This window comes from Fictibacillus sp. KU28468, assembly GCF_026153615.1.
Lineage (GTDB): Bacteria > Bacillota > Bacilli > Bacillales > Fictibacillaceae > Fictibacillus_C > Fictibacillus_C marinisediminis.
The window spans coordinates 729526-744468 of record NZ_CP110666.1; the positions used below are offsets into that span (position 1 = coordinate 729526).

The 14943-nt window shown below is 41.7% G+C and carries 13 protein-coding genes; 8 read left to right on the top strand and 5 right to left on the bottom strand.

Annotated elements, in window-relative coordinates; all coding sequences use genetic code 11:
* Nucleotides 1-96: 96 nt before the first annotated feature.
* Both OKX00_RS03705 and OKX00_RS03710 read right to left on the bottom strand, forming a co-directional pair.
* Nucleotides 97-1518, bottom strand: coding sequence for a hypothetical protein (locus tag OKX00_RS03705; RefSeq protein ID WP_265409473.1), 1422 nt, complete (start codon nt 1516-1518; stop codon nt 97-99).
* 213 nt (nt 1519-1731) lie between these two features.
* Nucleotides 1732-1953 (bottom strand): hypothetical protein, encoded by a 222-nt coding sequence (locus OKX00_RS03710; RefSeq protein WP_265409474.1) that lies wholly within the window; start codon nt 1951-1953, stop codon nt 1732-1734.
* Nucleotides 1954-2163: 210 nt separating this feature from the next.
* Between OKX00_RS03710 and OKX00_RS03715 the strand changes: the two genes are divergently transcribed.
* Together OKX00_RS03715 and OKX00_RS03720 are read left to right on the top strand one after the other, a co-directional pair.
* Nucleotides 2164-2301 carry a hypothetical protein gene (locus tag OKX00_RS03715; RefSeq protein ID WP_265409475.1) on the top strand — a complete coding sequence of 46 codons (138 nt, stop codon included), beginning with the start codon at nt 2164-2166 and terminating at the stop codon, nt 2299-2301.
* Complete coding sequence (locus OKX00_RS03720) at nt 2298-3581, top strand: glycoside hydrolase family 3 N-terminal domain-containing protein (RefSeq protein ID WP_265409476.1); 1284 nt, start codon at nt 2298-2300, stop codon at nt 3579-3581. The genes OKX00_RS03715 and OKX00_RS03720 overlap by 4 nt, the downstream gene beginning before the upstream one ends.
* 71 nt (nt 3582-3652) lie before the next feature.
* Here OKX00_RS03720 and OKX00_RS03725 read toward each other — a convergent pair whose 3' ends face one another.
* The 3 genes from OKX00_RS03725 to OKX00_RS03735 form a co-directional block, all read right to left on the bottom strand.
* A complete protein-coding gene (locus tag OKX00_RS03725) occupies nt 3653-4183 on the bottom strand; it encodes an SH3 domain-containing protein (protein WP_265409477.1) in 531 nt (176 codons plus the stop codon).
* A gap of 24 nt (nt 4184-4207) precedes the next feature.
* Nucleotides 4208-5155: an O-antigen ligase family protein gene (locus tag OKX00_RS03730; RefSeq protein WP_265409478.1), complete on the bottom strand. Its 948-nt coding sequence runs from the start codon at nt 5153-5155 to the stop codon at nt 4208-4210.
* A 77-nt stretch (nt 5156-5232) separates the two neighbouring features.
* A complete protein-coding gene (locus OKX00_RS03735; RefSeq protein ID WP_053356895.1) occupies nt 5233-5568 on the bottom strand; it encodes a hypothetical protein in 336 nt (111 codons plus the stop codon).
* A gap of 613 nt (nt 5569-6181) precedes the next feature.
* Between OKX00_RS03735 and rfbA the strand changes: the two genes are divergently transcribed.
* The 6 genes from rfbA to OKX00_RS03765 all read left to right on the top strand — a co-directional run bounded on the left by rfbA (nt 6182) and on the right by OKX00_RS03765 (nt 14738).
* Complete coding sequence (gene rfbA / locus OKX00_RS03740; protein ID WP_265409479.1) at nt 6182-7072, top strand: glucose-1-phosphate thymidylyltransferase RfbA; 891 nt, start codon at nt 6182-6184, stop codon at nt 7070-7072.
* Between the two features lie 16 nt (nt 7073-7088).
* Nucleotides 7089-8141, top strand: a complete 1053-nt coding sequence (gene rfbB, locus OKX00_RS03745) for a dTDP-glucose 4,6-dehydratase (protein WP_265409480.1) — start codon at nt 7089-7091, stop codon at nt 8139-8141.
* A gap of 91 nt (nt 8142-8232) precedes the next feature.
* Entirely contained in the window at nt 8233-10239 is a 2007-nt protein-coding gene (locus OKX00_RS03750; RefSeq protein WP_265409481.1) for a CDP-glycerol glycerophosphotransferase family protein, read from the top strand.
* 242 nt (nt 10240-10481) lie between these two features.
* Complete coding sequence (locus tag OKX00_RS03755; protein WP_265409482.1) at nt 10482-11768, top strand: ATP-grasp domain-containing protein; 1287 nt, start codon at nt 10482-10484, stop codon at nt 11766-11768.
* 1 nt (nt 11769) lies between these two features.
* Nucleotides 11770-12894 (top strand): DegT/DnrJ/EryC1/StrS family aminotransferase, encoded by a 1125-nt coding sequence (locus OKX00_RS03760; protein WP_265409483.1) that lies wholly within the window; start codon nt 11770-11772, stop codon nt 12892-12894.
* Nucleotides 12891-14738: a glycosyltransferase family 2 protein gene (locus OKX00_RS03765; protein ID WP_265409484.1), complete on the top strand. Its 1848-nt coding sequence runs from the start codon at nt 12891-12893 to the stop codon at nt 14736-14738. Before OKX00_RS03760 ends, OKX00_RS03765 begins: the two co-directional genes overlap by 4 nt.
* Nucleotides 14739-14943 lie beyond the last annotated feature (205 nt).

Below are 14943 nucleotides of genomic sequence, written 5' to 3' on the forward strand. Positions count from 1 at the left end.
GAAAAATGGAAAAACTGCAATAATTAAAGTAGGATGCTAACACATCAAAGGGACAATAAGACCACGGAATTACCCGTGGTCACATATTAAAAACAATTACTTTTTCTCAGCCTTATAATTCACCTTTACCTTACTACTTTCCAAACGACCATCTCTTGTTAGTGTAACATATACCGACCCGGCAGATTTACCAAGCTGTTTAATATAAGCTGTAGTGGAAGAACCCTCAGACTTCTTAGAAGCAAGCAGTTTACTCTTACTGCTGTAAATTTTAATGATATCGTTTTTTAGAAGGTTTTTCACATAAACTTTATCGCTTTTTCCTTTGTTATTAGTTATTTTAACGTCTGAACTTTTAACTGACGGCGAAACGGTTTTTATGGCAAATTTGTAAACTAAATTTAAGTGGTTATCACTATCATAGCTATGCATATTTAAGAAATATGAACCTGCTGGTAAATAAAGCCGGCTTGTTTTATAGCCGTTAGCATAGGCGCCGCTGTTGGTTTCCAGGTATGCTTTTTCATTGCCATGGCTGTCAATAATAGTGTACCTTGTGTAGTCTTCTTTTAAGTTAAGAGCATTTAGCTGTATGGTCGTTCCTTTAGATAGGTTAAAGGTATAAAAGTCCTCATCATATTCATTAGGTGTCACCCCTTGATAATACTGATCCAACTCTAAATTTGTTGCTTCTTGAGCAGTATCATTACTCTCTTTTTCCCAAAAGTTATTAGCGTTGAAATCAATTCTAAACGAGTACACATGATTATTTTTGTTGTTATACGCGTCGTCGTCGTTTACGATTTGAATGTAATATTTCCCCTTAGGAAGGCCTTGTGTAACATTACTGTATCCAGTTGCATAATCACTGTAATCTGTCCATGTCTCTTGAAGAGAAACGCCTTTGTCATTAAAAAGCTCATACTCCAAAGGAATACCGGAATTGTTGCTAAGTTTAATATTTACAACTCCATCATTGGTAGTAGTAAATGTATAAAAATCAGAATCCTCGTAGCTGTCAACAGCTCCGTTGAATGATGTATTGACCGGAATAGCAGTTGCCCCTTTTTTCTCATCATTATCAGGTTCCTTCTCCCAGTTCTCACTAGGCGTAAAATAGGCTCCTAGTTTGTAAGAAACACTATCAGGCTCATCATTATAAACATTTATGTAATATACTCCTGGAGTAACTCCAATAGTATGAGAGGCATATCCATCAGCGTATTCACTATAATCTGTACTGCCGGTAAACAATTTAACTCCTTTTGAATTTATTAAAGAAAACTCTCTGTAATAATCTGTTTCGTTGCTAATTTTTATTTGCAGCCTCCCGTTTTGAGGGACCGTTATCTTGTAAAAATTATCTTCCTGTGAGCCTGAGAATAGGTATTCTTTGTTTAAATCAATGGGTGTTGCATTTTGTACTGAATCAGAGGCAGAGGCTTTAATGGTAGTAAAATGAATAACGCTTAGCACTAAAGCCGTTAGCATTATTATACTATGTACTGTTTTTTTCATCGATCATTCCCCTTCGTGGTTATTTATACCTATTATTTAAGTATATAAGCGTCTTGTCTGAATGTAAATATTTTCTATAAGGTAGTTCTTAAGTATGTGGGTTGATGTAAATCTAACTGTTACAAATCGTATAAGGGAAAAACAAACATAGACCCAGAACAAATGTGAAAACAGTGATTAGCGACCTTTTCATAAAAAACTTCCCCTCTATATTTAGGGGGGCTGTCCTGAAAGTCGAAAATTGACCTTCAGGTAGCTCCTTTGACGTGAAAAATCTTCAATGAAAAGTTGATTGGAGTGCAAGGTGCGAGACTCCTGCGGGACTAGTGTGACAGGTGAGACTCTCGCAGGCGCTTGCGCCAAAAAGTAGGCGTTCACACCGGTAAGGCTCACCGCACGCCCCGCGGAAAGCGAGCAGCCTGGAGCGGAGATCAACAGCTACCAGACTTCTTGGACAGCCCCATTAACTTTTCGTCCCTTTATCTTTATCGGTTTACCTTTTACAGTTCTTTAGATTTAACTGGATATATTATCTATTTTAATGAGTATATATACCTTGTTTGACCACTTTGTGAGGGACTTTTGTAATGGTTAATAAATTAAGATGTATTTACGGACGGAGATACCGCAACAGCATATGTAGAAATGACATCCTATGATAAAATGAAGAACGGACATACATTACTACAGAAATGGGGCGGGGAATGGGATCTTGTCTATGAAGATGGCGAATGGAAACTCGATCAGGCCCATCTTGAAAAGCGGGATTCCAACGTACAATGAGAAGGCGAAAAAGGAAAAGCAGAAGACTTGCCTGGAGTATTTTAATCATCTTGGTCTGCCTGGCAGGTGCTGTCTACTTATTAAATGGGCAGGATGAACAGAAGGCTCAGCCTGAAAAACAGCGGGATGAGGCGATGCCTTCCATGAAACCAATTAAAACTGACGATAAACCAGCAGATCAACAAAGAGAAAAGCCAGAGGTTACTTTTTTTACACAAGAAAATCTTGATGAAAAAGTAAATCATCTGATTAAGAACATGACATTGAAAGAGAAAATCGGCCAGCTGATTGTGGTAGGGCTTCCTGGGCAGGAAGTTGACAGCGGAGTTACCGAGATGATCAAAGACTATCATGCCGGCGGGATCATTCTGTTCGACAGGAACATGAAGAACCAGCAGCAAGTGGGAGAATTGAACAGCCAGCTGCAAAACCTGGCTATGAAAAATCCTCTGCAGATTCCACTCATGGTGAGTATTGATCAGGAAGGCGGCCTGATTGTCCGCATGAGAGACCAGGTGGCACCTAAAGCTTCTCAGCATGATTTGGGAGTGAAAAGGAACCCGCAAGCGGTCTATCATCAAGCATCCACTACTGCCAAAGAGCTGCTGAACATGGGAGTGAATGTAAACTTTGCGCCTGTTCTGGATATTTCGGATAAGGATTCTCGATCATTCGGATCAGATCCAAAGCTTGTCAGCAGTTATGGGGCGCAGGTCATTAAAGGTCTTACGGATGGGGGCATAACAGCCACGGTCAAGCATTTTCCCGGTAATGGGAGAAGCAGCATTGACCCTCATAAGGATACGTCTTCGGTGCAAGCGGATAAGAAAGAACTTGAAAGCAGCGATATCTACCCGTTTAAGTCCATGATTGACCAAATGGATAATGATAAGTTTTTTGTAATGGTGACACACATCAAGTATCCTGCCTATGATCAGGAGAATCCAGCGAGCTTGTCTTCCAAAATCAAAATTGACCTATTGCGCAAGCAGCTCGGCTTTAAAGGGATTGTTGTGACGGATGACTTGGAGATGGGAGCCGTACATAAATATTACAGCAATGAAGATCTGGGTTATAAAGCGGTCGAAACAGGGGCCGACCTGCTGCTTGTCTGCCATACGCTGCAAAGCCAGAAAGAAGTGTACAATGGGATCTTATCGGCTGTACAATCTCACAAGCTCTCAGAAAAGCGGATTGATGAAGCTGTCGAGCGTATCTTGCGTTTTAAGCTGAAAAATGAAACGTTGAAGCAAAGCGGAATGCAGGAACTGAAGAAATAGAGGAATGCAGATCATAATCGATGGAATACAAAAAGGAAGGAAGCAGGCCATAAGCCCGGCTTCCTTCCTTTTTATTTTAATCCTGTTTGCATTTTTGATTCTACTTTCCCGTTTTCAAACGAGATATAAGCAAGACTATATTCGGCATTTCCTTTAAATTCATAATCGCTGTAAGTGTAATCACCATCACTGTAGTGGAAATCCTGCTTGCCTTTACTTCCGATGATAGATTGGACTTGTTTAAGCGTCATACCCAGCTTGATTTTTTTATATTCACTTAGTGAACAGGCCGGCGGATTTTTTTTCTTTTTACTGCTGTTAACCTTTACATATTTCGCGGAAACCCAGCCGCCGTTCTTGCCAAAACTGATTTTATAGAATTTATTTTTTGTGGAAAGGATGGTTACTTTGCTTCCTTTTTTCTTTGTACCGATCTTTTTAGAGTGAACGGTTGCACTTGAGCGTACATTCACTGTAGAGGTTACCGTTCCAGTTTTATTTGCTGCTTCAGCACTAAGATTATTTGGAAGTACAATCCCTTCTGAAATTGTCCCCAAGGAAAAAGCTAACAAAATGGTTAATGCTATTTTCTTTATATTCATCTTTCTCTATCCCTTCGTAACAATTTATTTAATATTGATTTTCCAAGGCCCGTTGGCTTGAATACCGATGGCGTAAACGGAATCCTCTGGTATGTTTTCAACAGTGGAACCATGATAATTGCCAATTTCGTTGGCTAGCAGTACCGAGTCGTTGATCTTGACGATGAAATTTTCACTTCCAGAATGGGAGAGAGTAAAGGTACGCGCTCCAGAATCCATTTGTACAAATCGTACATCATCTCCAGAACCGCTAATTGTGCCTTTTTCCTTTTTAGGAATCTCTTGACTGCCCTGGATCGTCCAAGGTCCGTTGGCTTTGACGTTAAGCATGTACTTGCCGCCGTCCGGAATAGCAACCAGCCGTTTACCCTGGTAAGAGCCGATCGCATTGACCAAGAGATCAACATCATTGCCGTTCTCGTCCAAAAGTTTAACAATGAAGTTTTCCGAGCCTGAATGTTTAGCCTGGAATACTACAAAACCGGGTTCAAGTTCAAACTGTTTTGTGGCCGTATCTCCCGTACCTGACATTTTTAGTGCATCAGCTTTACGCTTTGCTGCTGCCGCCGCCTTGGCTTTTGCTGCAGCTTCAGCTTTTTTCTTAGCTTCAGCAGCAGCCTTGGCTTTTTGTTTAGCTTCAGCTTTTGCCTTAGCTTCTTCTTTGGCTTTTTGTTCTGCTGCAGCCTTCTGTTTAGCTTCGTCCTTAGCCTTAGCTTCCGCTTTCTTCGCTTTTTCTTCTTTAGTATCTTTCTTTGAAGCCTCTTTTTTTACTGCCTTGTCATCTGTACTGGCGGTCTGTGTTGTATCACCTGCTCCACTTGTAGACACAGCTACTATGAAAATCACAGCACAGATTCCGGCAATTACAAAATTCTTTTTAGCTTTTCCGTTCTTCTTCACCAGGCTAATAAGAGCTAATATTATAAAAACAAAAAGAGCAATTAAACTAGTAAACCCAAAAAACATCCCCATTTTTGATCTCCCTTTTTAACTTCCATTTTAATACCATAAGAAAAGCTAATCACATAAAGTGATTAGCTAAAGCTTTTTTACGCTCCAACGTTCTGCCCGGCTGGAGCAGAAGTAATAATTCCTCGAGCTTGCAGCTCAGACTGTGTTTGCTCATCTGAAGGACGGTATCCTTTTTCCAGCAGATCTTTTATATTGATTTTGTTATAAACGAAAGAAAAGATAATTCCAGGAATCCAAGCTCCAAACCCAAAGGTAAATACTGCAGCTAATGCTCCAGTAATGAACATGATGGCTGCCCATTTCAAATCTCCTCTGAAAAGAGCTGGAAAGAATCCGAAAAAGAAAGTTGTCCAGCTAAAACCAATTTTTACTTCTTTTACTACCCCTGCTTCATTTTTTAATCTTGCATGCATTAAAGCATCCCCCTTTTGACCCATGTATAAATTACTAATTGATTATACCACTATAATAAAAAATATGAAGTATTTTACATGGAAAATAATTTGCTTTATTTTAAATAAGTGTAAAATATAACAATTTCCTATCGAAATTATTACTCGCAAGATATATAGGAAAAAAATAACACTATTTTATAAATAAACATAAATATTAAGTAATGTTTAAACGAGTAAATTGTCCCTATATACGCTCCTAATATTTACAATTACGATGTGAAAGTTTGCACCCCCAATGTTAGACACAACTAACAATGGGAGGTGCAGTTTTTTCATGGCCAAGTATTCTTTGGAAACCAAATTAGCTGCTGACGAACTAGTCAAAGCTGCTGAACCACATTAAATCGATTTTATGGCTTTTTGACATAACGCCGTCTGATCTATAAAACTAGTACGAAATTACCATAAAATAGTTATTTCTATATAAAAAACAGAAAATATGGTATATTTTTTCATGGAAAAACCTCAAAATTTTAGTAAATATATCGAATGATTTAGCGATATCTGTCAATAACACAGGGCTCGGTTCTAATCTCGTTTGAAAATTCAAATTCGTAAAGAGGTGGCAGTATTGAAAGGTATTATATTAGCCGGAGGTTCAGGCACGAGATTGTATCCAATTACAAAATCGATATCGAAGCAGCTTGTTCCAATATATGATAAACCTATGATCTACTATCCGCTGTCGGTATTGATGCTGGCGGGGATCAAAGAGATCCTGATCATTTCCACTCCTCAGGACATACGGCAGTTCAGGGAGCTGCTTTCGGATGGAAGCGGCTTGGGTCTAACCCTTTCCTATGCTGTCCAGGAAGAACCAAGAGGGCTTGCTGAGGCATTCATTATAGGAGAAGATTTTATCGGTTCAGATAAGGTTGCGCTAGTCCTGGGAGATAATATCTTTTACGGGCAGGGGTTCTCTGAGACACTGTCACGAGCCGTATCGGTCGATGATGGAGCGCTTGTTTTCGGCTATTATGTTATGAATCCAGAAGACTATGGCGTGGTTGAGTTTGACAGCAACGGCAATGCGGTAGCATTAGAAGAAAAGCCAATTAATCCGCGGTCGAATTATGCCGTACCGGGGCTGTATTTCTATGACAATGATGTTGTGAATATTGCAAAAAAGGTAGAACCCTCCCACCGCGGTGAATTGGAGATCACTTCGATTAATGAGGAGTATCTTAAACAGGGCCGATTAAAAGTGCAGGTGCTCGGCCGGGGTATGGCATGGCTCGATACAGGCACACACAGCAGCTTGCTGAAGGCGAGCAATTTTGTAGAAGCTGTACAGAACCGGCAGGGGCTCTATATCGCGTGTATTGAAGAGATCTCTTACCGAATGGGCTACATCAATGAAGCTCAGCTTCTTGCCCTTGCAGAGCCTTTAAAAAAGACCGATTACGGAAAATATTTAATTCGTCTTACCGATCGAAGCAGACACTTGTCGGAAATACAGTAAGGGGTTGTGTGAACAGATGAAAACGTATTTAGTTACCGGCGGTGCCGGGTTTATCGGCGCTAACTTTATCCATTATATGCTGAACAGGTATGACAGCATTAAGATCATCAATGTAGATAAACTCACGTATGCCGGGAATTTAGAAAATGTAAAAGAGTTTGAGGGAAATCCTAACTACCATTTTGTACAGGCTGACATATGCGATAAGAGTCTGGAGGACGTTTTTAACAAGTATGATATCGATTATGTCGTAAACTTTGCGGCTGAGTCCCATGTAGACCGAAGCATTGAAGATCCGGAAGTCTTTGTGAAAACGAACGTCCTGGGTACTTTGAATCTTTTAAATCTTGCAAAGAAAAGCTGGTCTGTGGGTGATGATCTCTATAAAGAAGGAAAGAAGTTTCTTCATGTTTCCACCGATGAGGTGTACGGTTCTTTAGGGGATGCCGGATTCTTTGAAGAGAGTACACCGATCGACCCGCATAGCCCGTATTCGTCCAGCAAGGCATCTTCTGATCTGATGGTCAAAGCTTATTTCGATACGTACAAATTGCCTGTGAATATCACCAGGTGTTCCAATAACTATGGGCCGTATCAGTTCCCTGAGAAACTTATTCCGCTAATCATCAATAACTGTCTTAAAGGGAAGGACCTCCCTCTGTACGGAGATGGACTGAACATCAGGGATTGGCTTTATGTAGAGGATCATTGCAAAGCGATTGATATGGTGATTAACAAAGGAAATCTGGGTGAGGTGTACAATGTCGGGGGACACAATGAACGCACCAACATTGACATCATGAAGACCATTATTCACTATCTTCAAACCCATGTGGATGATAATATCTCGGAAAAGCTGATCACGTATGTGACCGACCGCAAAGGGCACGATCGCAGGTACGGCATCAATCCTGAAAAAATCAAAAGGGAACTTGGCTGGGTACCGGATACGAACTTTGAGGACGGCATTGTTAAAACCATTGAATGGTACTTAACGAATCAAGACTGGATCAAGAACATAGAGGACGGCAGCTATCAGCAGCAAACCTATGTAAACGTGCAGGAATAAAAAGGTGAAGGGGGTATTCTGTCTTACAGGGTAGCTCCTTCTAACGTATCGCCGTCTTAACGATTGAAACGGTATAGGGGAGGAAGAATGATTGAAAGTCTTTGTAAAAAAGGCCATTAAAAAGTTAATGCTTGGCCATCGAATCAGACATATTGAAATAGAAGACAACAGCAAGCTGAATGTTACGTTTGATCAGTTAAGCCAGCTCTCGGGAAAAAAATATTTGGTGTTAAAGGATAAAGCAACGGGCAGAAGGCTTCAGAGCAAAATCGAGCAGAACAAGACATCTATCGATCTGACAGAGCTGCATGAAATGTCCGACACCGGCAAGATTGATTTTTACCTTAAGAGCTATCTGTTCAACCGTACGCTGCAGACAAGGATCGCGCACAACCATGACGTTCCATTGTTTGAACATATCGATGAAGAACGAAAGAAGAAGTTCCGTTTTTACAAGACGATCAGAAATAATATTTCATTGATGACGGAAAGAACGTCGTTCCGATGCACCGTTCATGAGATCAAGCCGATGGGAAGCAACTTCTATCTTTCAGGAGAAGTTGAACCTTTGGAAGATATAAAGCCGGCTTCGGTTGAAATGGTGCTGGTAAGAAGGGATACACGGCAAGGCTTCGGATATAAGTTTGAACTCAAAAAACCAGGCAGTGACAACTTGTACACATTCAATGGCATGGTGTTTATTGAAAAGCTGAGAAGCGCCCTCGCGATGAACTCGCGATGGGATGTCTTTTTCCAGCTGAGAGATGATAAAAATAACCTGATCCACCGTGAAATCATGAACACGCAGGGCTTCAGAAGCTACGAACGGGAAGAGTACCGATACCTTGAAACGGCACAGCTGAACGATCAGCATGTGGCGGTCCTTTACGCGACGATGGGGAAAAACAGCCTGGCCCTCTGGTATACCGATAAGAACCAGTATGCGAGAACCTATCAGATCGCCAAAGGAAAAAGCATCTTTAATGAAGTGAGCGAAAGAGAAAAGCTGAACACCAAGATGGTTTTCTTTGAGAGCTTCCTGGGGAAAAACTATTCCGGAAACCCAAAGTACATCTATGAAGAGATGCTTCGGAACAGCAGGTTCAAAGACTTTATTTTCGTTTGGTCCTATTCGGGTCCGAATCCGGAATGCATTCCAGGCAATCCAATCATCGTGGACCGCAGCTCCGAGGACTATTACAAGTTTTTGGCGCGTGCGAAGTACTGGGTCAGCAACATCATCCTGCCGATCCACCGGAAGCGCGAAGGCAACGTTTATTTGCAGACGTGGCACGGTACCCCGCTGAAGAAATTGGGCTTTGATATTGAGATTGAAGGACCGGAAACACTCGCTCGTGAAAACTTCTATATCGAGTCTCGAAACTGGGATTATCTCGTTGCAGCCAACAAGTATTCCAGCGATATTTTTAAACGGGCGTTTAAGTTTGATAAGAAAGTACTAGAGGCAGGGTATCCGGCGAACGATATTTTTTATCAGGAGGATACTCCATCCAATGCACAGTCGCTCAAGGAAAAGCTTAATATTCCGGCTTCCAAAAAGGTCATCCTTTATGCACCAACCTGGCGTGACAATGAGATGGCGAATTCATGGGACCATACATTTACACTGCCGTTTAACCTCGATGATCTGTATAACAAGCTGAGTGATGAGTATGTTCTCGTTCTGCGCATGCATCACCTTGTATCAGATATGCTGGAAATTGATCCGAAGTATAAAGATTTTGTCTATGATCTTTCCAAATATGATGACATCCAGGAGCTGTACACCCTATCAGATTTGTTGATTACGGACTATTCTTCCGTGTTCTTTGATTATGCCAATTCAAAGAAACCGATTCTGTTCTTTGCGTATGACTATGAAATGTACAAAGACAACATCCGCGGATTCTATCTGGATATGGCTAAGGATCTTCCGGGGCCGGTCATCCGTACGGGGCCGGAGCTCATTCAGGCGATTCAAAACATTAATTCCGTGAAAAGGCAATACGGACAGAAATATGAGGACTTCTATAATGAATACTGTTCCCTTGAAGACGGGAATGCCGCGAAAAAAATAGCAGAACTCGTTTTCAAGTAAGTGAACGGGAACATTTTTCCATAATATTCCTTGGAAAGTTGATTGGAGTGCAAGGTGCGAGACTCCTGCGGGAGTAGCGTGACAGATGAGACACGAAGGCGTTTACGCCGAGTGGCTCAGCGCACGCCCCGCGAAAGTAGGCGTTTACGCCGGTAAAAGCGAGCAGCCTGGAACGTAAATCAACCACTTTCAAGAGCAGCAAAGGTTAAGAAAACGGACGTAAAAAAGAGGTGTCGGCGGTTTTGAAGAAGAATATCTTGGTTTTCCCTTGTGGGTCAGAAATCGGTCTGGAGATCAACAATGCCCTAAAGTTTGTAAAGGGGTATAAGCTATTTGGAGGTTCGAGCGTTTCTGATCACGGGAAATATGTTTATCAGAATTATATTGATGGAATTCCAAACATTGATGCACCAGATTTCATCGATTACATCAATGAAGTCGTGAAGAAGTATCAGATCGATTATATTTTTCCTGCCCATGACAGTGCGGTCCTGAAGCTCGCTCAGCATCAGGATGTACTGGGGGCGGAAGTGATTACCTCTCCAAAAGAAACATGTGAAATCTGTCGTTCGAAAAAGAAAACATACGAGTATTTTGCAGATTCTGCGTTTGTACCCGGAATGTATTGTTCGGTCGGCGACATTCCAGAATACCCGGTCTTTTTGAAGCCGGATGTTGGACAAGGCTCAAAAGGCGTTGCGCTTGCTAAAAACCGCAGCGAACTGGAGTACCATATAGAGAAAAACGCAGATCTGCTTACGCTTGAGTATCTGCCGGGCAAGGAATATACGATTGACTGCTTTTCCGATTTTAACCGTGAACTCCGGTTCGTCGGAATGCGCGAAAGAAAAAGGATCAAAAGCGGGATCAGTGTGAACTCGGCTTCACTGGAACCGACTGCTGTCATCCGGAAGATGGCAGAAGAGATCAACAAGAAGCTGAACTTCCGCGGTGTATGGTTCTTTCAGGTGAAAGAAGACAAAAACGGAGAATTTAAACTTTTGGAAATCTCGCCAAGAATCGCCGGCACGATGAGTTTGTACCGAAACAAAGGAATCAACTTTCCATTGTTAAGCCTGTTCGACCGTCAGGAGTACAAGCTGGATGTAATTGAGAACAATTTTAGAATTGAAGTCGACCGTGCCCTGATTAACCGTTTCACGCTGGATTTTGAGTATGAACGGGTATTTATTGATTTTGATGATGCCATCACGAAGGATGAGAAGATTAATCCGATGGTCATGATGTACATCTACCAGTGCATTAACAAGGACATTGAACTCGTCCTCATCACCAAGCATGCAAGGGACATTAGGGAAACCCTGACTCATTTAAAAGTAGATCACAGCATATTCAGTGAGATCGTCCATATCACCAAAGAGGATGACAAACATAAATACATCAAGAATGATAAGCCATCTATTTTTATTGATGACTCGTACAGCGAGCGGAAGATGATGAAAGAGGTGACAGGGATGCCTGTTTTCGACCTGGATGCCATTGAATGTCTCATTGACTGGAGAAACTAATATGATTACTGAATTAAAAATTGAGAAACCGATCCATGTGACAAAGCCAAAGCTTCCGGACTTCGAAATCTATCAGGAGTATATTAAGGGAATCTGGGAGAACCAGTGGCTCACGAATGACGGACCGCTGCATGAACGTTTTAAAGAGAGCTTAAGAGGATACCTGGGTATTAATCACCTTGAGCTGTTCACGAACGGCCATCTTGCGCTGGAAACAGCGATCAAGGCACTGAATATAACAGGAGAAGTAATCACGACGCCGTTTACGTTTGCGTCCACGGTCCATTCGATCGTCAACTGCGGATTGACCCCTGTTTTCTGTGATATTGAGATGGAAAACTTCACGATCGATACCGATCAGATCGAAAAGCACATTACGAGCCGTACGAGTGCGATCATGGCAGTTCATGTTTTTGGGCTGCCATGCAATCTTGAGAGAATTGAAGAATTGGCTCAAAAGCATAAACTGGCCGTGATCTATGACGCGGCGCATACATTCGGGGTCGAAGTGAACGGCAGAAGCATCGCCGATTACGGAGATGTATCCATGTTCAGCTTTCATTCGACGAAGGTGTTTCATTCGATTGAAGGAGGTTTGCTGTCGTTCCGGGATGGTGATTTGGCGCCAAAGCTAAAAGCGCTGAAAAACTTTGGGATTACTTCTCCTGATTCTGTTGACTATGTGGGGACGAATGCCAAGATGAATGAGTTCCAGGCGGCGATGGGGTTAAGCAACCTTCAGACCATTGATGAAGATATCCATAAACGAAAACTCGTTCACGATACCTACATCGAGCATTTGAGTTCGGTTGAAGGGATTAGGCATCTGCCGAATTCCATGGAGAATGTGAAGCATAATTATTCGTACTTTCCTATTCTGCTGCACGATCAGGAGACAAGAGATCAGCTGCATGAGTCTTTAAAGAACTATAACGTATTTACCAGAAAATATTTTTATCCATTGTGTACAGAATTCAGCTGTTATGCGGAGTATAAGCAGGATATGCCTATAGCTTCTTCCGTCAGTGAACGCATCTTATGTTTGCCGATGTATACGGAACTGGAAACAGAGATTGTCCATCAAATTTGCAGCATAATCAGATACGAGTTAGGTGAAGGAAGATGAATAACTACAAACTGAGTGTCGTCGTACTGGTCTATAATACGGAAGAATTTTTAAGAGATTGTCTGGAATCCCTGGTCAATCAAACACTAAAAGGAATCGAGATTATTTTAGTCAATGACAGCAGCCCGGACAACAGCCACCTGATCCTTGAAGAATACCGAGAAAAATACGATAACATCACGGTCATTCATCAGGAGAACAGCGGAGGTGCGGTTGCCGGCAACAACGGGATGAAGCGTGCGACCGGCGAGTATGTGACTGTTATGGATTCCGATGATATCGTTCCATTGGATGCGTATGAAAAACTATATAAAAAAGCGAAAGAAACAGAATCCGATATCGTGATCGGAAAGCCGAACATCCTTGTGAACGGCATTCAAAAGGAGATTATCTATAAAAGGGAACGGGATGTTTGGAAGAGCAGCCGGGAAATGAACGATTTGCTTGAGTTTCCCGATATCTTTTACGATGGTTTCTATTGGAACAAGATCTATAAGCGCGACTTCATGATTGATAATGAATGCTTTATGCCTCCGGGGATGCTTTATGCCGACCGGCCGATGGTTCATAAAGCCTTCACAAAGGCGAAGAAGATCAATATCATTACAGACACGGTGTATTTGTGGAGAAAACGTGAGGAAGAGACGGATAACAAATCCATTACCCAGATGAAGAATGATATTAAAAATTTTCTGGACCGCATGAGCTCTCTTCACCATCAATTGAATTACTTCGACAGCCTGCAGGATGAAGAACTAAGAACCGCTTTTCTGAAAAGAAACATCGACAGGTTATTCTTTCCGATCAAAGGGATCGCAGAAGATGAGGAATTCAGAGAAGTATATCTGCGTGAAGTAAAAGCCGTGTTAAGCAGCATAAAAGATGTATATGACAATGACTTGGGTGTCCTGAGAAATCTTTATATCTACATGATTTTAAACGACCTGACAGAGGAATTGCTGTTTTATCTCTCTGAGGAACCGACTGGCCCCATCGTTGAGGAGAACAATCACTATTATTGGGCACTGCCTTTTTTTAGGGATGGCTCAGAACGAATTCCCGATGAATTTTATCGTATTAAAGTGCTGCTGGCGAATTTTGTTAAAATCAGAAGCATTCAGTATTCGGATCATCACTTAACCGTAAGCGGGTTAAGAATTCCGAACGTCTTTGACGTTGAAACGGCTACTGTTATACTCAGATCAAGAACAGACGTCACGGATCGTATTGTGATGCCGCTGGAGGAAAACGGCGATGGAAGCTTTTCTGCTGCTGGAGAAGTGGACCGGCGAAACGAATCAAGTATCTTTGATATCTATGTTGAGTTTATTGATATCAATGGGACCGAGAGTATGTTCCGTGTTTCCAGCAAGATGGTGGAGAGCACGATTGAAGACCAGAAAGCCAATAACAGGATTTATTTCACGGGCAAGGGGAACTTATCACTGCTGATTTCTAATCTTCGAATCTCTCAAGTCACTTGTGATGAACAAAGGATCCTCCTTGATGCGAAAGGGTGGAATACCAATATCGGTTTCTTTATGAGGGACAGGCGATCAAAGGAAAAGATCTTTTTTCAGAAGCTCGATGATTCACAGTTCCAGCTTCCATGGAAGTATTTTCTTGAGAAGCATGGCTCATATGATTTGTACTACCGGCTGATCAACGACAATGTAAGGATCAGTGCCGCCCAGTTTGACCGTTTTGAACCTCAGCTCATCCGTATCGATGACCGATACATTGATCTGTATAAAACGGGCAATAACAACGTATCCCTCATGTCGTTTACAATGATCAACCGGATTACAGGGAAATTGAAAAAGCTAATAAAAATGAAGAAGTAATGCATAAATGAAGCAAACCAACTCATGGTGAACTGTATGCTTAAAAATAGAAAGTTTAATTGAGACATGACCTCGGTATTGTTCCGGGGTCATTCTTTCGATCACGTGTTGAATTGCAGTATTTCTTGTAACCGAATGGAAGTACGTTTTCGATTGTTTGGAATAGCGAAAGAGCTGACTCATAAAAAGCGAGGCAGCTCTTTCT

Excerpts from the sequence above, each read along its gene's own strand:
- OKX00_RS03760 (WP_265409483.1), top strand. The coding sequence starts at position 11,770 with ATGATTACTGAATTAAAAATTGAGAAACCGATCCATGTGACAAAGCCA.
- OKX00_RS03720 (WP_265409476.1), top strand. The coding sequence starts at position 2,298 with ATGAGAAGGCGAAAAAGGAAAAGCAGAAGACTTGCCTGGAGTATTTTA.
- OKX00_RS03725 (WP_265409477.1), bottom strand. The coding sequence starts at position 4,183 with ATGAATATAAAGAAAATAGCATTAACCATTTTGTTAGCTTTTTCCTTG.
- OKX00_RS03715 (WP_265409475.1), top strand. The coding sequence starts at position 2,164 with ATGACATCCTATGATAAAATGAAGAACGGACATACATTACTACAGAAA.
- rfbB (WP_265409480.1), top strand. The coding sequence starts at position 7,089 with ATGAAAACGTATTTAGTTACCGGCGGTGCCGGGTTTATCGGCGCTAAC.
- OKX00_RS03705 (WP_265409473.1), bottom strand. The coding sequence starts at position 1,518 with ATGAAAAAAACAGTACATAGTATAATAATGCTAACGGCTTTAGTGCTA.
- OKX00_RS03735 (WP_053356895.1), bottom strand. The coding sequence starts at position 5,568 with ATGCATGCAAGATTAAAAAATGAAGCAGGGGTAGTAAAAGAAGTAAAA.
- OKX00_RS03730 (WP_265409478.1), bottom strand. The coding sequence starts at position 5,155 with ATGGGGATGTTTTTTGGGTTTACTAGTTTAATTGCTCTTTTTGTTTTT.
- OKX00_RS03765 (WP_265409484.1), top strand. The coding sequence starts at position 12,891 with ATGAATAACTACAAACTGAGTGTCGTCGTACTGGTCTATAATACGGAA.